Genomic DNA, 18854 nt, shown 5'->3' with positions numbered 1-18854 from the left:
TAACAATTAGTGTCTAATTCGCGTTCCTGCCGCAGCGCAGATCGCGGCCGCGGCACGCTCCGGAGGACTCTCAACGATCCATCACGACGAGACTGAAATGCAGGATGCCGTCACCAACCCCACGCACGCAGTGTCGCAATCATCATTGCCGAATCCGTTGGAGATTCCGGGCTACGAGTTGCTGGAGGAGCTAGGCGCCGGCGGCTATGGCACCGTGTATCGCGCGCTGCAGAAGAACACGGGCACCGTGGTCGCAATCAAGGTCGTGAAGCTGCAGGTCGGCAGCCAGCGCGTTGCACGTTTTCACCGCGAGACGAAGCTCTGCGCCTCGCTGCACCACCCGCACATTGTCCAGTTGCTCGACAAGGGCGAGCAGGGCCCATGCGTCTATGGCGTCTTCGAGTACGTGCCGGGCGAAACGCTCACCAGCCTGATCCGGCGCAAGGGCGCGCTGACGGCCACCGAAACCGCTCACCTGATGGCGGAAGTGCTGGACGCGCTGGACTGCGCGCACAGCGCGGGCATCGTGCACCGCGACCTGAAGCCCGACAACGTGATGGTCACGTTCACCGGCGCCGTCCCGCATGCGAAGGTGCTCGACTTCGGCATCAGCACCGTCATTCCCTCGAACAGGGGCGCCGAGTTCCCTACGCTCACGATGACCGACGAGTCTCTGGGCACGCCGGCCTACAGCGCGCCCGAGCAACTGCGCGGCGAGCCGCCCGGCGTCAAGTCCGATATCTACGCCTGGGGGCTGATGTTCATCGAGTGCCTGACGGGCGTGCCCGCTATTCGAGGCGCATCGGCGGCAGAAATTCTTCACCAGCAACTGAGCCCGCAAGAGGTGCCTCTGCCGGCGGAAATCGCCAGCCATCCGGTGGCCTCCGTCTTGCGCCAGGCATTGAGGAAAAAGGCGGCCGACCGCAGCGATTCGGCGGCCACGCTGCTGGCCGAACTCGGGCGCCTGCGGCTTGACGACCTGGTGGGCGTGCTGCGATCGGCGAAGCAGGCGCAAGACGAAGCTCTCAGCCACACCGTGGCCACCACGCGCGGGTTTTCCGAAAAGCGGCAGCTCACCGTGCTGTGCTGCAGCGTCTCCGTCTGGCCGGACGCCGGCGCGGACGAAGAGGGCATTGACGACGCCTTGCCCTCCGACATCGAAAACCTGGAGCTGTTGCAGCGCAACGAGCTCACCCTGTTCGCGGAGACCGCCACGCGGCGCGGCGGATTGCTGGCGGGCACGCTGGGCGACCGGATGATCGTGCTGTTCGGCTATCCGCACGCCAGCGACACCGATGCGCGGCAGGCCGGCATGACGGCGCTGGAGCTGATCGACCTGAGCCGCGAGCGCTCGGCCGCCATCGAGCAGGCGCACGGCGTGCACCTGGGCATTCGCATGGGCATGCACACCGGCATGGCGGTGGTGGCCGCCGGAGAAATCCCGTCGGGCCATGCCGTCAACGTCGCGGTGCGGCTCGAGGGCGTGGCCGATACCGGCACGCTGCTGGCAAGCGAAAGCAGCTACCGGCTGCTGGGCCGCCATGCGCGTTTCGACAAGGCCGGCAACGTGACCCTGCCGGGGCAGTCCGGCGGCATCCAGACCTACCGCCTGGGCGGTGAACAGCAGGCGCCCGCGCCGCATGGATCCGTGGAGCAGGCACTGCACAACGCGTGCATCGGACGCGAGCCCGAACTGCAACAGCTGCGCGCCGCATGGGCGCAGGCCCGGCAAGGCCACGGCGGCGCGGTGTGGGTCCGCGGCGAGCCCGGCATCGGCAAGTCGTGCCTTGCCGACGTGCTGCGCGAGCAGGTGGCGCGGGAAGGCTGGCAGACCGTCAGCGCGCAGTGCCAGCCCGAGAACCAGAACAACGCGCTGACGCCGTTCCTGACGCTGCTGCGCCAGCGCCTCGAAGCTGCGCCGGATGCAACCACGCCCGACGCCCGGCGTGAGCGGCTGCGCGAGGCCCTGCAGGCCGCCGGCTGCGACGCCGAAGCGGTACTGCCGATCTTCTGCGCGTGGCTGTCTCTCCCACTGGGCGATCGCGCACCCAGCCAGGTGTCTCCCGCGATGCAGAAGGGATTGCTGCTGCAGTCGACCGCACAGTGGCTGCTGCACATGGCCGAGGCGGCGCCGCTGCTGCTCCTGCTCGAAGACGTGCACTGGGCCGACCCCACCAGCATCGAGTTCGTCGAGCAGCTGGTTGCCCAATTGCCGCAGCAGCGCGTGCTGCTGGTGCTGACCGCGCGGCCCGAATGGGTGAAGCCGCCGGCGCTGCAGGCCGAGTGCATCGAGGTGCGTCGGCTCGAAGACGCGCAGGCCGCCGAACTGGCCCGGCAAGCGCTGGCGCCGAGGGTCGCCGCGCAGCAGGTGATCGACAACGTGGTCGCGCGCACCGACGGCGTGCCGCTGTTCATCCAGGAAATGGCGCGCATGCTGCTCGACGCCTACCTGGTGGAACAGGAGGGCGTCTGGGTCTTCAAGGACACGGCGCAGCCGGCTGCCATTCCGGTCACGCTGCGCGACTCTCTGGTCAGCCGCTTCGACCGGCTGGGCTCCGTCAAGGGCCTGCTGCAGCTGGCAGCCACCATCGGGCGGCAGTTCGATGCCGAATTGCTGTGCGCCTGTTCGGGCAAGTCGCCCGAAGCGATGGACAAGGACATGGCCGTGCTGCTCGACGCGGGGCTCGTGGCCCCGGCCGGGCCGCCGGGCGCCTTCATCTTCCGCCACGCGCTGATCCGCGACACCGCCTACGAATGCATGCTCGACGCGCAGCGCCGGCAACAGCACCGCAACGTCGCGCAGACGCTGCTGAGCAGCCAGCCTCAGCGCGTGGCCAGCGAGCCGGGCAGCGTGGCCCAGCACTGGGCCGATGCGGGCGAGCATGCGGAGGCCGTCGCGCTGGCCGTGCGGCAGCTGCTGATTACCCAGCACCGCTCGCTGAACGACGAAACCATTGCCTATGCCCAGCACATCGACGGCTGGATGGCGCACCTGGACAGCGCCGCGCAGCGCGAGGCGCGGCTCGATGTGAACAGCTACGTCACGCAGGCCATGATGAACAAGTACGGCTGGGCGCATGCGCAGGTGGTGGACCGCATCGCCCTGTCGCAAGAGCTGCTCTCCGACGACGTGGCGCGGGAGAAGCAGGTGCAGCACCTGTGGACGCTGATCACCTTCCACCACGTCGCGAGCAATCGCGCCGAGGTGCAGCAGCTGAGCAACCGGCTGCTCGACCACGCCACCCAGCAGCAGGACGAGGGCGTGTTCGTCGCGGCGCAAACGTACCTCGGGCTCGCGCACTATTCCGACGGCTATTTCGAGCGCGCCGAGCAGTCGCTGACGGACGGCATCGAGCGCTACAGCCCCGAGGGGCATGCGCACCATGCCGCCTACTTCGGCTTCGACACCCGCGTGTGGGCGACCACGGGGCGCGCACTCGTGCGCTGGTTCGCGGGCCACGACGCGGCCGCGCGCGCCGACGCCACCAATGCCGTGCGCTGGGCTCGCGAGATGTCGCACATCCCGTCGCTGAGCATGGCCCTGCTGTACCAGAGCCTTGGCCATCAGGGCCGCAACGACAAGGCGCGGGCGCTGGTGAGCACGGGCGAGCTGCTCGGCATCACCGAGCGCTACGGCCTGCCGGCATTCCAGGGCTACGCGGCAATCATCCGCTGCTGGGCTACCGGCGACGTCGACAACATCGCGCAGGCCGACGGCTGGGTGCAGGCGCTGTGGGGCATGGGCTGCCGCTATTGCCAGACCTACTACCGCGCCTTTGCCGCCGACACGCTGGCCGCCAATGGCCGCTGGGGCGAGGCGCTGGAGCGGATCGACGAGTGCCTGCGCCTGGCGGACGAGCTCAAGGAAGGGCTCTACAGGTCCGAGCTCCATCTGCAGAAGGCCCGTTACCTGCAGGCCTCGGGCGGCGAACACGACGCAGTGGCCGAGTGCTTCTCGCAGGCCGCCAACGTCGCGCGCGAGGGTGCGAAGTACAGAACCGAATACGAAGCCCTGGCGGCGTTGCAGGCACTGGCACCCGCCGGGCACAACGTGGCTGGACGCCTCAAGGAGCTGGCCGACCTGCGGCCGGAACTGTCGTCGCGCATGCCCGTGCATGCGCCTGTTTCTCGAACCATGTCTTGAACCAAGGATGAAGTCACCATGACCTTTCAAAGCCAAGCTGCCGACCCATTGCTCGAATTCCGCCTTGCCTACCTGCGCGGCATTGCCAAATCGTGGCAAGACGACGCCTATCGCGCAAAGCTGCTCGGCGCGTCGGACATCCAGCAGATGCTGCACGACGACTTCGGCCTGCCGACGCAGTGGCCGCTGCTCGACATCTCGCTCTTCCAGGACCCCAATCCGGACATGCGCGCCGCATGGAAGCCGATGCTGACGTCCGGCTGGGTCGGCCCTGACGATTCCTTCGTCATCGTGCTGCCGCAGGCACCGTCGTCGCAGGCCACGGAGGCCCTGGCTGCTTACTACCAGCTGTTCCCCGACTTCATGGGCCCCGCCGCTGCCTACGAAAAGCCGCCCGGCGTCGTTGGGGGGGCGCTGCCCACCGGCCTCGGCATTCCTGGCGGCGGCGACGGTTCGTTGCTGGCGTTCGGTGGCGTGGTGCTGCGTGCGGTCGCCCTCGCATGGCAATCGCCGGAGTTCCTCTTCGACCTGACGCGCGACCCCGACGCCGACAAGGCGCCCGTGCTGAGCCAATGGCTGGGCTACAACAACCCGTTCAACTTCAAGATCCTGTTCACGACCAACTCCGCCTTCACATGGGACGCAGCGAAGGGCGAATGGAACCTGGAGGGCGCCAACGGCTCGCTGATCAAGAACGGCATCCGTCTCAACTACCCGACTGCTCCGGTGGAAGTGGAGCTGCGGCCGATCGCGCTCACCTCGTACAACAACACGGGCCCGGCCTATCCCTTCACCTGCTGAGTCCGCTGCCGAACAGGGGCAGGCCACGAGCGCGCTGCAAGGCGCCTCGGCCACGCTCCTGCTGACGCTGGCCGCGCGTGCCGACTCCGGCAGCGTGGCCGATGCGTCGGTGTTTTCCGATCCCGAGGCGCGGCGCATCGCGGCGTCGCTGCCTTTCGATCTGTCGGCTTACGCGAAGGACGCGGCATTCGTCAGGAGCGTTGTCCTGCGTGCCGCACTGTTCGACCGCTATGCGGCCGAGTTCCTCGCGGCCCACCCTGCCGGCCTGTGCATCACGCTCGGCGCGGGGCTTTGCACCCGGCGCAGTCGCCTCGGGGCCGCCGTCACGGCGAATTCCCGCTGGCTGAACATCGATCTGCCTGAAGCCATCAGCCTGCGGGCGCAGCACGTCGCGCGTCATGAGGGCGAGAGCGACCTCGCATGCTCGGTGCTCGACGACGCGTGGTTCGACGCCGCCGACCTGCCCGGCGAGCGGCCCGTGCTCGCGATGCTGGAGGGTGTCTGCCCCTATCTTCCGCAGGCGCCGCTGGAGGCGCTTCTACGCCGGTTGGCCGGTCGCTTCGAACACACCGCCACGCCATGTGTCGTCGTGCTCGACCACGTGCATCCGGTGTTCGCGCGCATGCCCATGGAGGTGGGCGGCATGCGGTTGCCGGTGGTGTCGGGCTTCGAGGATGGCGCCCGCATCGCAGGCCTGCATCCGGCGATGCGAGTGCTGTCCGAAGACCATATCTACGCGCAATTCTCGGAACAGCATCGGCTGTTCGAGGCGGCGTTCCGGGCCACGACTGGGGCTTGGCCCTATGCCGTCGTGCGCCTCGCGCTGGGCCTGAAAGACGATGAGTAGCGCTGCGGCGGCGCCGGATTTCTTCGGCGAGGTTTTCCGTTGGCACGACAGGTACCTGCCGCCGGTGGTGTTGCAGGACCGCCTGCTGCTGCCCAGCGAGAACGACCTGTCGGTGCTCGGCTCGCCGGGTGTCATGGCCGTCGAGCGCGTGCTGCGCGAGGGCGTCAACCTCGCCACCTATTGCCGCACCGAAGGCGCAGCCGCACTGCTCGCGCAGATGCTGCATGCGCTCGAGGCGTTGACGCGCCAGGGGCTCGTGCGACCCGTTGCGATGGACGGCGGCGAGCCGTACCTCGTGCCCGATTTTTCGGCGGCGCATGTGCGCACGGCCATCTCCGACCACGTGGATGTCATCGCGCTGTCGAACGCGGTGAGCGGCGACGCGGCAAGCGGCTGGGCGCAGGCGTTCGCCGACACCGGCCTCACCCTCGTTTTTTGCGACGACTACCTCGACCCCCGGCTCGGCACCATCGATGCGCAGCAGCGCGCCTCGGGTCGTCCCTGGCTGCTGGTCAAGCCCACCGGCGAACAGGCCATGGCCGGCCCATTCTTCAGGCCGGGCGCAGCGACGGTCGGCCCCTGCTGGCATTGCCTCGCGCACCGCTGGCTGAGGAACCGGCCGGCGCGTGCATGGTGGCAGGCGCGGCATGGCACCCCGGGCAGCGGCCTGCCGGTGCGGGCAGGTGACCGGCTAGTCGCCGAGCGCCTCGGCCAGTTGCTGCCCATAGCGCAGCAGATCGCCACGCATGCGGACGCACAGGTGCGGACGCTGGATTCACCGCAGCCGCATTCCGTCGCCGCCCGCCCCCAGTGCCCGCATTGCGGAACGCCGGGGCTCGTCGCGCAGCGGCAACGCGAACGCATCGTGCTGGCGCCGGGCCTACCCATTGGCCGGCGCGATGGCGGCTGGCGCACGGTGCCGGCCTCGGTCACGGTGGCGCGGCTGGCGCCACACGTCAGCCCGCTGTGCGGCGTGATCGCGCAGATCGCGCCGCTGAACGCCGAGTCGGAGGGCGCGCTGACCGTCTATCGCAGCGAAATCTTCAGGACGCCGCCGCCCGGCGACGACCTTTTGCCTGGCGCGCTGACCCAGATCTGCCTCGGCAAAGGCATGTCGATGGACCAGTCCCGCGCCAGCGCGCTGTGCGAGGCGGTCGAGCGCTATGCCGCCTTCCATCAGGGCGACGAAGCCTCGGTCGTGGCCTTCGCCGCCGACCTCGATGCGCGCTGCATCCAGCCGCAGGCGCTGGCGCTCTTCAGCGACCGGCAGCGCGAGCGATTCGACACGGCGCAGAAGCCTCCGCATGCCGTGGCGTCGTCCGTGTCGTCCGGGCCCGCATGGTGGACGCCTGCCTGGTCGCTCACGGCCGATGAACGCTGCTACCTGCCGCTGGCCTTCTGCTTTGCCCATGCGCCGGCGCAAAGCCAGTGCCACGTCAGCTGGACATCGAACGGCTGCGCCGCCGGGAACACGCGCGAGGAAGCCATCCTGCAGGGCTTTCTCGAACTGGTGGAGCGCGATGCCGCCGCCATCTGGTGGTACGGCGAAGTTCCCAGGCCGGCCATCGACCTCGGCGGCCTGTCCGACGAAATCCGCCAGCGCGTCGAACGCACCTGCGGCCCGCAATGGGAGCGCTGGGTGCTCGACATCACCCACGATTTCGGCATTCCGGTGGCGGTTGCCATCGGCCGGCATCTGCAGACGGGCGCGTGGGCCATCGGCTTCGGCTGCAGCCCCGACCGTGCGCTGGCCTGCGAGCGCGCGCTCACCGAAATGAGCCAGCTGATCGCGGCCGGCAAGACCTTCGCGATGCAGCGTGCCGCCGGGGAAGCCAGGGAAGAAGGCCCGCCGCGCTTTCTCATGCCGTCGGACGCGGGCAACGTCGTGCCGGCGCCAGCCGCGCGCACGGACATCGCCGGGGAGATCCGGCGCTGCGTTGCCATTGCTGCTGCGCTCGGCCTGGAAACCATCGTCCTGGACCACACGCGCCCCGACATTCCCCTGCACACTGTGAAGGTGGTCGTGCCGGGGCTGTGCCACATCTGGCCGGAGCTGGGCAATCCGCGCCTGTACCGCGTTCCAGTCGCCATGGGATGGCGCGACACTCCGGTGTGCGAAAGCGACCTGAATCCGCAGGCGCTGTACGTCTGATACGGTCCGATTTCAAGAGAAGGAGAAAAGGGAAAGCCGATGGCCATTTTCAGGAACAAGCTCGACGAGCGCGCCATCATGCTGCGACCCGTGCACGCCTTCGGCCGCCGCGCCTCGGCGTGCCAGACGGTGCTGAAGGCAGCGGACGTGTCGCAGGTCCATGCGATGGTGCGATGGAACAGGCACACATGGGAAATCGTCGACCAGAGCCGCAACGGCACCACCGTGAACGGCGAGCGGCTGCCCAGCGGCCGATGGACTGCCTTGCCCGTGGGCGCCGAAGTCCGCATGGGCGTGGGCGATGAAACGGCCTGGACCGTGGTCGACCTGGCACCGCCGGTCACCTGCCTTTTTCCTGTCGATGGAGGCGTTGCCCCGCTGGCGCTGGGCCTGCGCGAGAACCTGCTGCCGGACGAGCACCAGCCCGAAGTGAACGTGTATTTCCAGGACGGCAGATGGATGCTCGAGCACATCGACGGCATCGAGCCCCTGAGCGACGGTGCCATGGTCCGCACCGCGGTTCGCATGTGGGAGTTCGTGCTGTGCGACGACCTGGCGTTCACTTCCGAGAACCCGATCACGCCGTCGGCGCCGGGCTCGGCATCGGCGGATGTCGCGCTGCACTTCAACGTCAGCCAGAACGAGGAGCACACGAGCCTGAGCCTGGTGGCGGAAGGCAAGTCGGTATCGCTCGGCGAACGCATCCATCACTACACCCTCGTCACGCTCGCGCGCGTGCGCCAGAAAGACGCGCAAAGAGGAATCGCGCCGCAGAGCCAGGGCTGGATCGGGCTGGACGAACTGTCGCGCATGCTGGGCGTGGAGCCCTCTTACGTGAACATCCAGATCTTTCGCGCCAAGCACCAGATCCTCAATGCATTGCCGCCCCATCTGGCCGAGCCGCCGCTGGTCGAGCGGCGTCGCGGGACCGTGCGGCTGGGCAACTATCCCTTCGAGATCCAGGGCGGTGCACAGCCTGTGTAATCGTCTGTAATTCCATTCGACCCCTGCGCTCCCTAGAGTGACGTCAAGTTCGGTGCCGCCGTCGCGGCATGAACTGGCTGATCAACCACTTCCGGGAAGTTGTCATGGGAATGATCTATTCCGTCACGGTCAACAACCATGCGAGCCATTCGGCTTATTTCATGGTGTTCCAGAACGACCCGACGCAATGGGCGCCGAATGCCCTGTCGCTGGCCTGGTTCGCCAGGTTCTCGAACCCGAGCCCGACTTCGCGCGTCAAGTTCCAGTGGAGCATCGACACCGGCTTCTCCTGGGCCGAGACGGGCGAGCTGCAGCCCGGCATCCAGTTCATCGCCACTGAAACCTACGACCCCAGCGGCCTGAACAACAAGATCACGCTGGACTACAACGGCGCCTACCGGTTCGTGAACCCCACCCAGGGGCCCGACCAATCCCGCTTCTATCTCGCCGAATCGCCCAGCATCCCGATCAGGTCCGCGGCCGCCGTGGGCGTGACCATGGGGGGCAGCACGGTGTATGCGGCGCAGGCGCGCCCCAACCAGAACCTGGCCTTCTCGCCGCGGCCCAAGTACTTCATCGCCTACGGTGACTACGAGGAAGGCGGCGTGATCGACGTCAGCACGGTCAACAACCCGCTGGAGCTGCCATTCCCGGCAGGCGTCTACGCGTTGACCACCACGCTGAACGCGGACGGTACCTGGGACCAGCCGGAGAGCCTGGCCCATTCCAATGCGAGCCGCCTGCGACTGCTCGCGGCCTGAAATTCCAAGCCTGTCACACAACGTGCGCCTCCGCCGAGGATGACGACCATGAGAAAGCCACGCCATGTTGCAATACCCCATGCCGCTGAGGCAGCCATCACCGCTGAAGTTCCGGAGTCCGGCGATGCACTCGCAAACCGCCGTTGAAAGAGTCGCCATGCGGCGCGTGTTCCTGGTGCCCCCAGGTGCCCGCCCGGAGGATCCCGGCGTCGACTGCCTGCCCATGGACGAAGAGGTCTGGGAGCGCGGCTACACGCTCGTGATCGACGAAGTCAAGCGCGGCCTGCTGCAGGACTTCTGGAAGAACTACTACGGCGCCTCCGCCGAAATGGCGATGTCCGGCGACCGGCTGATGGAGTTCCGCAAGGACATCATGGCGATCACGCCGGACTGCCTGTGCGAGCCGACCGTGTTCCGCTTTCTCGTGCAGCTGACCCGCATGTGCGTGCGGGCGTACAGCGTGCAGGGCAGCCTGCAGGTCGTCGCCGACTGACTGGGATTGACTAGGATTGCGCCGCCTGGAGCTGCGCCGCCATCTTCTGGTGAATGAGGTTCACCGCCTTCAGGGGGCGCAGCATCACCTTGAACTCGGTGATCCTGCCTGCGTCGTTCCACTTCATCATGTCGACGCCGTTGATCTGGATGCCGTCCAGCTCCAGCGCGAATTCGAGCACGGCGTCGTTCGCGGACCGGAGCTCGCGCACATAGCGGAAGCTCTCGTTGAAGAAGACCTGGAACGCCGCGGCCAGGTACTTCTGCGTGATGGCTTTCCCGACCTGGGGCTTGTGCACCACCGGCGAGTGGAAGACGGCCTCGTCGTCCAGCAGGGCGTCGAGCCCCGCCACGTCGCGTTCCTTGACGAGCCGGTGCCAGGTGGCGAGGGTGTCGATGGCCATGGTTCTCCTGAGGCTGTGAGTGAAGATGCCCGGCATTTGACGTACCCGCATGCGACATGGCAAGGCTTCCCCCGCGCCTTGGCGACTCGACTCCCTCAGACGGCAGACGCCGCCGCAGCCCTCGTACCGCGACGGTCGAAGACCGGCGGCGTCTTGACGATCGAAGTCAGCGCGGGTTCGGCCATGCGCAACGAGGCCAGGTCCGGCCGGGGGCGGCGCAGCTGCGCGTGGGCCGAGAAGGCTTCTTCCATCGCCCGCGCTGCGCCCAGCACCTGGTGGTCGGCGCGAAAGCCGCCCACCACCTGCAGCCCGAAGGGCATGCCCGCATGGTCGAGTCCGCAGGGCAGCGAAATGGCCGGGTGCGTGGTGAGCGTGACCACGTAGGTCAGCGCCAGCCAGCGGTAGTAGTTGGCCTGCTGCTCTCCGTTGATGTGGCCGGCATACAGCTGCGTCCACGGAAAGGGAGACACCGGCGTGGTGGGCGACAGCACCAGGTCGTAGTCGGCGAAGGTCGTCTGAAAGCGCTTGATGAGCCGCGTCTGCTCGGCCTGCGCCCAGGCGCTGTCGAGCAGGCTCATGCGAGCGCCCATCTCGTAGTTCGCGCGCGGGTTGGGTCCCAGGCTGGCGGGGTCGCGCTCGTAGGCCGCCTGCATGCCTGCCACGAAGGCTTCGGCACGCAGCACGTCGAAGCAGCGGTGTGCCTCGCCCATGTCGAACTCGACCTTGTCGCAGCGGCGGAACAGGTGCCGCATGGCTTCGATCTTCTGCCGGAAGGTGGCGCGGATGCCGTCGTCCACTGCGCAGGTGCCGAAGTCTTCGGTCCACGCCACGCGCAGGCCGGCCAGGTCGACCTGCGCGGGCGCCAGAAAAGACATCGGGTCGAGCGGATAGCTCAGCGGGTCGCCCGCGTGCATGCCGGCGGATGCCGCCATCTGCAGGCAGGCGTCTTCCACCGTCCGGCCCATGGGGCCGACGACCGAAATGGGCGTCCAGCCCAATGGCTTGCGCACGCTGGGCACGATGCCCGGCGACGGCCGGAAGCCCACCACGCCGCACTTGGCCGCCGGAATGCGGAGCGACCCGCCGGTGTCGGAGCCGGTGCACACGGGCAGCATGTCGCAGGCCAGCGCAGCCGCCGAGCCGCCCGAGGAGCCGCCGGCATTCAGGTTCGGATTGAAGGGGTTGCCCGTGGCGCCCCACACGTCGTTGCGCGAGTTGGCGCCCGCGCCCATCTCGGGCACGTTGGTCTTGCCCGCCACGACGGCGCCCGCGCGGCGCAGGCGGGCCACCAGCTCGATGTCTTCCGTGGGCACGTGGTCGCGGTAGATCGCCGAGCCCCAGGTCGTGAGCAGGCCTTCGGTGGGCTCCAGGTCTTTCACGCCCAGCGGAAGGCCGTGCAGCAGGCCGAGCGCATCGCCGCGCATCACGGCGCTTTCGGCCACCATGGCTTCGTTGCGCGCGCGCTCGAAACAGGTTGCGGTCACCGCGTTGACGAAGGGGTTCACGCGCTCGATGCGCGCGATGCATGCTTCAAGGAGCTCGACGGGCGAGATGGCCTTGCTGCCGATGAGCCGGCGCAGTTCGACGGCGGATTTTTCGACGAGCTCAGTGCTGGTGTCGCGGGATGTGTTGTTCGTTGGGTTCATCAGTCGGCTGTGATGTTTGCGCGAGCCGCAACGGCACGCATCAAGGGCAGTTCGCGGTTGATCAGCTCACTCGACGCGGTACTGCTGCTGAACGCCGGCTCCAGCCCCTGGCCCAGCAGCTTGGTACGCGTTTCGGGGTCGGCGATGGTCGCGGCCAGCGCCTTCTCAAGCTTGGCCTTCACGTCGGCGGGCACGCCCTTCGGGACGGCGATCATCAGCCACGAGTCCATGTCGACGCTGGCATAACCGCTCTCGGCGAAGGTGGGCACGTCGGGCAGCAGGGCGGAGCGCTTCGCAGTCGTCAGCGCAATGGCCTTGATCTTTCCGCTCTTGAGCTGCGGGATCGCCGCGCTCACCGTGTCGATGCTGAACGGAATCTGGCCTCCCATCAGGTCGGTCATTGCCGGCGCGCTGCCCTTGTAGGGGATGTGCGTCATCTTCAGGCCAGTGGCATGCAGCATGGTTTCGCCGGCGAACTGCGCGGTGGTGCCGGTGCCGAAGGAGCCGTACGAATACTTGCCCGGCGAGGCCTTCACGTAATCGACGAACTGCTTCACCGTCTGCACGGGCACCTCGCTGTTCGCCAGCAGGATCAGCGCGACGCGACCCGCGATGCCGATGGGGTCGAAGCTCTTCACCGGGTCGTAGGGCAGGGCGGCGCGGATCGCGGGGTTGACGGTGAACGTCGAGCCCGAGCTGATCAGCAGCGTGTAGCCGTCGGGCGCGGCCTTCGAAACATAGCTTGCGCCGACCACCGTGCCGGCGCCCGCGCGGTTCTCGATGATGACGGGCTGGCCGAGCTCCTTGCCCAGACGTTGCGCGATCACGCGCCCGTTGACGTCCGTCGCCCCACCCGGCGGGAACGGAATGACCAGCGTGATCGGGCGCGAGGGAAAGTCCGCCGCCGCCGCGGCGGCGGGCGCGGTCAGCGGCAGGGCGCCAAGTGCGAGGCCACATACCAGTGCCATGCGCGCCATGAGCGGGAGACGGTTCATCGGGAACTCCTGGATTTCGACGGGGATTTCGATGGGGATCGGGAGAGGGCGGGTTCATCCTAGGAGCGTCATGCCGGTGTCACAAGCGCAATGTTTAGAATTCTGCGTTGCCGAATCGGCAATCCACGCAATCCGTTTCGGACCACGCCACAGGAGAAATTCATGCAGCTTCGTGCCTTGCAGGAGACCGCGGTGCGCTACTTTCTCGAGGTCGTGAAAACCGGCTCCGTGAAGGAGGCAGCGCTCAAGCTCAACGTGGCGCCCTCGGCGGTGAGCCGGCAGGTGGCGCGGCTGGAGCGCGAACTCGACACTCTGCTGTTCGAGCGCCATGCGCGCGGCATGGTGCCCAATGCCGCGGGCGAGCTGCTGGCGGCACACGCCAAGCGGGCGCAACAAGACATCGAGCGGGTCACGAACGACATCGCCGGCCTGCGCGGCCTGCGCAGCGGCCATGTGCGCGTGGCGAGCACCGAGGGCTTTGCCTTCGACTTCATTCCCAGGCTGATCGCGGACTTCCGCCGCAAGCACGAGGGCATCCGCTTTCACCTGGAGGTCTGCTCGCCCACCGATATTTCGAGCCAGGTACGCGACGGCGAGGCCGACGTAGGCATCACCCTGAGTGCTGCGCCCGAGCCCGGCATCGAGATCCAGCTGCGGTACCCCAGCCCCATCCTCGCCGTGATGGCCAGGGACCACCCATTGGCGCAGCAACGGCAGCTGTCGCTGCGCCAGGTGGTCGCGTATCCGCTGGGGCTGCCGCAGGAAGACAGCTCCATACGCCGCCTGCTCGACGCAAGCTGCGCCCGGCAGGGGCTGCGCTATTCACAGGCCATGTCCAGCAACCACGCGAATGCACTGCTGAGTTTTGCAGCGGCCGGCGGCGGCAGCATCGCCTTCTACGGCCCGCTGTCGATACGCACGCTGCTGCAGAGCAAGGCGCTGGTCGCCCTCCCCGTGAAAGACCGCGAAATGAACGAACGGCACCTGGAGATAGAGACCATGGCGGGCCGCTCGCTGCCCGATGCCGCGAAAGCCTTCGTGCGGCATCTGGTGGAGGCCGTCAAGGCCAGCGGATAGGCCCTGGGGTTGCGCCGCCTTCAGCGGGCGTCAGGCTGGTTTCAGCTATCCGCGCCGTTCGAGCGCAGCCTTGATGAGCGAAGGGTAAGGCGGCCGCGATTGCGGCGTGGCTGCAAAGCGCTGGCCGGCGATGTCGATTTCGTACTCGCCGTGCATTGCCTCTTCCCTCGTCAGTGGTTCGGCGCTGCGTACGTAGCCCATCACCACCATCCGCTCCAGTACCGCGCTGTAAGCCGTGGAGGTCAGCTCGCCGACGGCCTTGCCGTTGCGCAGGATCGGTTCGCCGCCCCATGCGAAGGCCTGCGGGTCGTCCAGCGTGAACATCATCAGCCGCTTGGAGAGCCGTTCGGGTGTGATCTTCGCGAGCGCGGCCTGTCCGATGAAGGCAACCGGCTTGTCCAGCTGGACCGCGAATTCCAGGCCCGCCTCGAACGGGTTTTCGTCCGGACCAAGTTCGAGGCCGAAGGCCCGGCGCCCGGCCTCGATGCGCAAGGCGTCGATCGTGTAGTAGCCGCCGTCGCGAAGGCCCAGGTCGGTGCCCGCGTCGAACAGCGTGTCGTACACATGCACCGCCATCTCAGTCGGGATGTACAGCTCCCATCCCGGACCGCCGACGTACGAGACCTTGGCCGCGAGTGCGCGCGCGTAGCCGACATCGATCTCGATCACTGCCGATTGCGGAAACGCCTCCTTGCCCAGGTCCTGCGGCGTGACCCGGGACAGCAGCTGCTGCGCCTTCGGGCCGGTCACCGTGAGGGTGCAGTAGCTGGAGGTCACGTCCGTCACCGTCACATGCTCGTGCGCATGCATGTGGCGCCTGATGTGGCCGATGTCGCGGCAGGGCTGAGCGGAGCCGGTGATGATCAGGAAGCAGTCTGCCGCCAGCCTCATCACCGTGAGGTCGCTCTCGAAGCCGCCGCGTTCGTTGAGCAGCGCGGTGTAGACCATGCTTGCAGGCCGGATCGCCACATCGTTGGCGCACAGGCGCTGCAGCAGCAGCTCGGCGTCGCGGCCCTGCACCATGAGCTTGCCGAACGAGGTCTGGTCGAAGACAACCACGTCTCGCCGCACCGCCATCTGCTCTTCGATGCAGGCATCCAGCCAGTCGGGGCGGCCGAAGCCGTAGCGGGCATGCGCCTCTTGCCCCGGCAATGCGAACCAGCTCGCGCGCTCCCATCCCAGCTTGCTGCCGAAGGCGGCGCCCTTGGCCTTGAGCCGGTCGTACAGCGGCGAGCGGCGCAGCGGTCGTCCGGACTCCAGCTCGTGGCGCGGCCAGCGCATTGCGTAGTGCAGCCCGAGCGCTTCCACCGTGCGGTCCTTCAGCCAGCGCTTGTTGCTGTTGAAGGGCGCGAAGCGGCGGATGTCCACGTCGAGCAGATCGGCCGGCGCGGCGCCGCCGACGATCCATTCGGCGATCAGCTTGCCCGCGCCGCCCGCGTTGGCGATGCCGGCCGAGTTGAAGCCGGCGGCCACGAAATAGCCGCGCACCTCGGGCGCTTCGCCGAGGATGAAGTTGCCATCCGGCGTGAAGCTCTCGGGGCCGTTCAGGAACAGCTTGATCTCGGTGGTCTCCAGCGCCGGCGTGCGGTGCACCGCTTCGTCGAGCAGGATCTGGAACTGGTCCATGTCGTCCGGCAGCAGCTGGAACTCGAACTTCGGCGGGATGCCGTCCATGCCCCAGGGCTTGGCCACCGGCTCGAAGCCGCCCATCACCAGGCCGCCGACTTCTTCCTTGTAGTAGATGTAGCCGTCGGGGTCGCGCAGCACCGGCAGGTCCCGGTGGACGCCTTCGATCTCCTTGGTGACCAGGTAGAAGTGCTCGGCCGAATGCAGCGGAATGTTGACGCCCGACATCTTGCCCAGCTCGCGTGCCCATTGGCCGGCGCAGTTGAGAAAGCTCTCACAGCGCACCGTGCCCTGGCTGGTCTCGACGCCGACGATGCGGCCGTTCTCGATGATCGTGCCGGTGATCTGCACGCCCTCGAAAATTTTCGCGCCGCGGTTGCGCGCGCCCTTGGCCAGCGATTGCGTGAGGTCGGTCGGGTTCGCCTTGCCGTCGCCGGGCAGCCAGACTGCGCCCACGAGATCGTCGATGCGCATCAGCGGCCACAACTCCAGCGCTTCGGCCGGCGTGATGAACTCGGCCTCGATGCCGAAGCTGCGGGCCGTGGCGATGGTCCGTCGCAGAAGCGTCATGCGCTCGGGCGTTCGGGCGACCGTGATGCTGCCGCACTGTTTCCAGCCGGAGGCCAGGCCCGTCTCGGCTTCGAGCGAGGCATACAGGTCGATGCCGTAGCGGCTCATCTTCGTCATGCTGCGGTTCGCGCGCAGCTGGCCGACCAGCCCGGCGGCATGCCAGGTCGTGCCGCAGGTGAGCTGGCCTTGTTCGAGCACGATCACGTCGGTGCAGCCGAGCTGGGTGAGGTGGTAGGCCGCGCTGCAGCCGGCAATGCCGCCGCCCGCAATGACGACCTGCGCATGGGAGGGAAGTGGCGTCGCCATGATGTGTCGGAGGACTCGTTGATTGAGGGAGGGTTACTTGAAGACCACCGTCTTGTTGCGATGGACCAGGATCCGGTCTTCCAGGTGGAGGCGCACGCTGCGCGACAGCACGCTCTTTTCGATGTCCTTGCCGAGCCGCACCATCTCCTCGATCGAGTTGCCGTGGTCGATGTCGATCACGCCCTGCTCGATGATCGGGCCGGCGTCGAGCTCGGCCGTCACGTAGTGGCTGGTTGCGCCGGTCATCTTCACGCCGCGCTCGAAGGCCTGGTGGTAGGGCTTGCCGCCGACGAAGGCCGGCAGGAAGCTGTGGTGGATATTGATGATGCGGTTGCGCAGGCGCTGGGTCATGTCGTCCGACAGCACCTGCATGTAGCGCGCGAGCACCATGAAGTCGCCGCTGAACTCGCGGAACAGCCGCTCCACTTCGGCGTAGGCCTGCGTCTTGGTGTCGGGCGTCACCGGCACGTGGAAGAACGGGATGCCGTGCCACTCGACGAAGGATCGCAGGTCGTTGTGATTGGAGATCACGCACGGAATTTCGCAGTGCAAGTCCTTGTTGCGCCAGCGGTGCAGCAGGTCGTTCAGGCAGTGGTCGAGCTTGCTCACCAGCACCAGCATGCGTTTCTTCACCGAGCTGTCGGAAACGCTCCACTCCATGTCGAACTGCTTGGCGACCGGCGCGAAGCGTTCGCGCAGTTCGTCCAGGTAGAAGGGCAGCGTGTCGGCCTGGATCTCCACCCGCATGTAGAAGCGGTTGTGCAGCGCGTCACCGTGCTGTGCGGCCTGGGTGATCAGGCCGCCGTGGCTTGCGATGAAGCTGCCCACGCCCGCCACGATGCCCGTGCGGTCCGGGCAGGTGAGGGTGAGGATGTAGCGGCGTGGTGTTTCGTCGCCCATTGCCATGCCTTCAGGCGGCAACGGGTGCGGTGACGCGCCTGATGCCCATGGCCTTGAGCGTCTCGCCGATGGCGGCCACGGCGCCCGGAATGCCCGCCTCGCCGAAGTGGCCCATGCAGCCGACGCGGAAGGTCTCCACCTGCGTGAGCTTGCCGGGGTAGAGGATGTAGCCGCGCTTCTTCACCTCCTGGTAGAAGGTCTTGAAGTCGTAGTTGGCATCGTCGGGCGCGTGGAAGGTGACGATGATCGGCGCCTGGATGGCGGACTCCAGGAAGCTGCGGATGCCCAGCGAAGCCAGGCCTTCGATCAGCGCCTTGCAGTTGCGCGCATAGCGCCCGCCACGCGCCGCAAGGCCGCCTTCCTCGATGTACTGCGCGATGGCGGTGTCGAGCGCGGCGACCACGTGCGTAGGCGGCGTGAAGCGCCACTGCGTGGTCTTCTCCATGTACACCCACTGGTCGTACAGGTCCATGCTCAGCGAGTGGCAGTTGCCTTCGCACTTCTCGAGCGTGCTGCGCTTGATGACGACGAAACCCATGCCCGGCACGCCTTCGAGGCATTTGCCCGAAGCGGCGACGACCGCATCGAAGGGCGTCTTGCGCGCATCGATCTCCAGCGCGCCGAAGGAGCTCATGGCGTCGATGATCAGCCCGCGGCCGTGCCTGGCGACAACCACCGCGATCTCGTGCAGGGGGTTGAGCACGCCGGCGCCGGTTTCGCAGTGCACCACCGCGACATGGGTGATGCCTGGGTCGGCCGCGAGCGCCCGGTCAACGTCGGCCGGCGAGACCTGCTTTTCTTCCGTGTAGTCGATGGTGGTCAGCTTGCGGCCGAGCACCTTGCAGATCTTGGCGAGCCGCTGGCAGTACGCGCCATTGCTCGGCACCAGCACGTGGCCGTCGCGCGGCACGACGGTGCCGATGGCAGCTTCCACCGAGAAGGTTCCGCTGCCCTGCAGCGGAACGCACTCGTGCGTGCCGGTGCCGTGCACGATCTCCAGCACATGCTTGCGGATGCGTGCGGTGATCTGGTTGAAGTCGGCGTCCCACGATCCCCAGTCGCGCAGCATCGCCTGCCGCGTGCGGTCCGAAGTGGTCAGGGGGCCGGGCGTGAGAAGAATGGGGTAGGGGGCTTGACTCATGATGTCTC

At 67.4% G+C, this 18854-nt stretch carries 14 protein-coding genes; 8 read left to right on the top strand and 6 right to left on the bottom strand.

The window, feature by feature from the left end:
* Positions 1-97 precede the first annotated feature (97 nt).
* The 7 genes from ACN9MV_RS23425 to ACN9MV_RS23395 all read left to right on the top strand — a co-directional run bounded on the left by ACN9MV_RS23425 (position 98) and on the right by ACN9MV_RS23395 (position 10182).
* Positions 98-4144, top strand: a complete 4047-nt coding sequence (locus tag ACN9MV_RS23425; protein ID WP_093081405.1) for a TOMM system kinase/cyclase fusion protein — start codon at positions 98-100, stop codon at positions 4142-4144.
* Positions 4145-4162: 18 nt separating this feature from the next.
* The gene (locus ACN9MV_RS23420; RefSeq protein ID WP_426389707.1) at positions 4163-4945 is read left to right on the top strand and encodes a BMA_0021/BMA_0022 family TOMM bacteriocin; all 783 of its coding nucleotides are present in this window, start codon (positions 4163-4165) and stop codon (positions 4943-4945) included.
* Positions 4946-5039: 94 nt separating this feature from the next.
* On the top strand, positions 5040-5792 hold the full coding sequence (locus ACN9MV_RS23415; protein ID WP_093179725.1) for a class I SAM-dependent methyltransferase: 753 nt from the start codon (positions 5040-5042) through the stop codon (positions 5790-5792).
* On the top strand, positions 5785-7944 hold the full coding sequence (locus tag ACN9MV_RS23410) for a TOMM precursor leader peptide-binding protein (RefSeq protein WP_426389706.1): 2160 nt from the start codon (positions 5785-5787) through the stop codon (positions 7942-7944). The genes ACN9MV_RS23415 and ACN9MV_RS23410 overlap by 8 nt, the downstream gene beginning before the upstream one ends.
* Before the next feature lie 39 nt (positions 7945-7983).
* Entirely contained in the window at positions 7984-8928 is a 945-nt protein-coding gene (locus ACN9MV_RS23405) for an FHA domain-containing protein (RefSeq protein WP_426389705.1), read from the top strand.
* A gap of 104 nt (positions 8929-9032) precedes the next feature.
* On the top strand, positions 9033-9689 hold the full coding sequence (locus ACN9MV_RS23400) for a hypothetical protein (protein ID WP_093081438.1): 657 nt from the start codon (positions 9033-9035) through the stop codon (positions 9687-9689).
* 124 nt (positions 9690-9813) lie between these two features.
* Positions 9814-10182 carry a hypothetical protein gene (locus tag ACN9MV_RS23395; RefSeq protein WP_256216981.1) on the top strand — a complete coding sequence of 123 codons (369 nt, stop codon included), beginning with the start codon at positions 9814-9816 and terminating at the stop codon, positions 10180-10182.
* A 10-nt stretch (positions 10183-10192) separates the two neighbouring features.
* Here the strand turns inward: ACN9MV_RS23395 and ACN9MV_RS23390 are convergent, their stop codons facing one another.
* The 3 genes from ACN9MV_RS23390 to ACN9MV_RS23380 form a co-directional block, all read right to left on the bottom strand.
* The gene (locus ACN9MV_RS23390) at positions 10193-10585 is read right to left on the bottom strand and encodes a nuclear transport factor 2 family protein (protein WP_093058832.1); all 393 of its coding nucleotides are present in this window, start codon (positions 10583-10585) and stop codon (positions 10193-10195) included.
* Positions 10586-10680: 95 nt separating this feature from the next.
* The gene (locus tag ACN9MV_RS23385) at positions 10681-12231 is read right to left on the bottom strand and encodes an amidase (protein ID WP_426389704.1); all 1551 of its coding nucleotides are present in this window, start codon (positions 12229-12231) and stop codon (positions 10681-10683) included.
* The gene (locus ACN9MV_RS23380) at positions 12231-13226 is read right to left on the bottom strand and encodes a Bug family tripartite tricarboxylate transporter substrate binding protein (RefSeq protein ID WP_426389703.1); all 996 of its coding nucleotides are present in this window, start codon (positions 13224-13226) and stop codon (positions 12231-12233) included. Before ACN9MV_RS23380 ends, ACN9MV_RS23385 begins: the two co-directional genes overlap by 1 nt.
* Before the next feature lie 162 nt (positions 13227-13388).
* Between ACN9MV_RS23380 and ACN9MV_RS23375 the strand changes: the two genes are divergently transcribed.
* A complete protein-coding gene (locus ACN9MV_RS23375; protein ID WP_093058829.1) occupies positions 13389-14303 on the top strand; it encodes a LysR family transcriptional regulator in 915 nt (304 codons plus the stop codon).
* Between the two features lie 45 nt (positions 14304-14348).
* Here ACN9MV_RS23375 and ACN9MV_RS23370 read toward each other — a convergent pair whose 3' ends face one another.
* Genes ACN9MV_RS23370 through ACN9MV_RS23360 form a run of 3 tightly spaced genes read right to left on the bottom strand, consistent with a single transcriptional unit; the run spans position 14349 to position 18846 of the window.
* Positions 14349-16805, bottom strand: a complete 2457-nt coding sequence (locus tag ACN9MV_RS23370; RefSeq protein ID WP_426389702.1) for a GcvT family protein — start codon at positions 16803-16805, stop codon at positions 14349-14351.
* Between the two features lie 33 nt (positions 16806-16838).
* Entirely contained in the window at positions 16839-17705 is an 867-nt protein-coding gene (gene purU / locus ACN9MV_RS23365) for a formyltetrahydrofolate deformylase (protein WP_426389701.1), read from the bottom strand.
* 10 nt (positions 17706-17715) lie between these two features.
* A complete protein-coding gene (locus tag ACN9MV_RS23360) occupies positions 17716-18846 on the bottom strand; it encodes a 2-aminoethylphosphonate--pyruvate transaminase (protein WP_093058827.1) in 1131 nt (376 codons plus the stop codon).
* Positions 18847-18854: the final 8 nt, after the last annotated feature.

The organism is Variovorax sp. R-27 (assembly GCF_049913215.1).
Taxonomy (GTDB): domain Bacteria; phylum Pseudomonadota; class Gammaproteobacteria; order Burkholderiales; family Burkholderiaceae_C; genus Variovorax.
The sequence above is the reverse complement of the archived record's forward strand: the minus strand, read 5'-3'. Positions and strand labels throughout refer to the sequence as shown.

Bases quoted from the DNA above. Each gene is read 5' to 3' on its own strand.
- ACN9MV_RS23425 (WP_093081405.1), top strand. From the start codon at position 98: ATGCAGGATGCCGTCACCAACCCCACGCACGCAGTGTCGCAATCATCA.
- ACN9MV_RS23420 (WP_426389707.1), top strand. From the start codon at position 4,163: ATGACCTTTCAAAGCCAAGCTGCCGACCCATTGCTCGAATTCCGCCTT.
- ACN9MV_RS23410 (WP_426389706.1), top strand. From the start codon at position 5,785: ATGAGTAGCGCTGCGGCGGCGCCGGATTTCTTCGGCGAGGTTTTCCGT.
- ACN9MV_RS23405 (WP_426389705.1), top strand. From the start codon at position 7,984: ATGGCCATTTTCAGGAACAAGCTCGACGAGCGCGCCATCATGCTGCGA.
- ACN9MV_RS23400 (WP_093081438.1), top strand. From the start codon at position 9,033: ATGGGAATGATCTATTCCGTCACGGTCAACAACCATGCGAGCCATTCG.
- ACN9MV_RS23395 (WP_256216981.1), top strand. From the start codon at position 9,814: ATGCACTCGCAAACCGCCGTTGAAAGAGTCGCCATGCGGCGCGTGTTC.
- ACN9MV_RS23390 (WP_093058832.1), bottom strand. From the start codon at position 10,585: ATGGCCATCGACACCCTCGCCACCTGGCACCGGCTCGTCAAGGAACGC.
- ACN9MV_RS23385 (WP_426389704.1), bottom strand. From the start codon at position 12,231: ATGAACCCAACGAACAACACATCCCGCGACACCAGCACTGAGCTCGTC.
- ACN9MV_RS23380 (WP_426389703.1), bottom strand. From the start codon at position 13,226: ATGAACCGTCTCCCGCTCATGGCGCGCATGGCACTGGTATGTGGCCTC.
- ACN9MV_RS23375 (WP_093058829.1), top strand. From the start codon at position 13,389: ATGCAGCTTCGTGCCTTGCAGGAGACCGCGGTGCGCTACTTTCTCGAG.
- ACN9MV_RS23370 (WP_426389702.1), bottom strand. From the start codon at position 16,805: ATGGCGACGCCACTTCCCTCCCATGCGCAGGTCGTCATTGCGGGCGGC.
- purU (WP_426389701.1), bottom strand. From the start codon at position 17,705: ATGGGCGACGAAACACCACGCCGCTACATCCTCACCCTCACCTGCCCG.
- ACN9MV_RS23360 (WP_093058827.1), bottom strand. From the start codon at position 18,846: ATGAGTCAAGCCCCCTACCCCATTCTTCTCACGCCCGGCCCCCTGACC.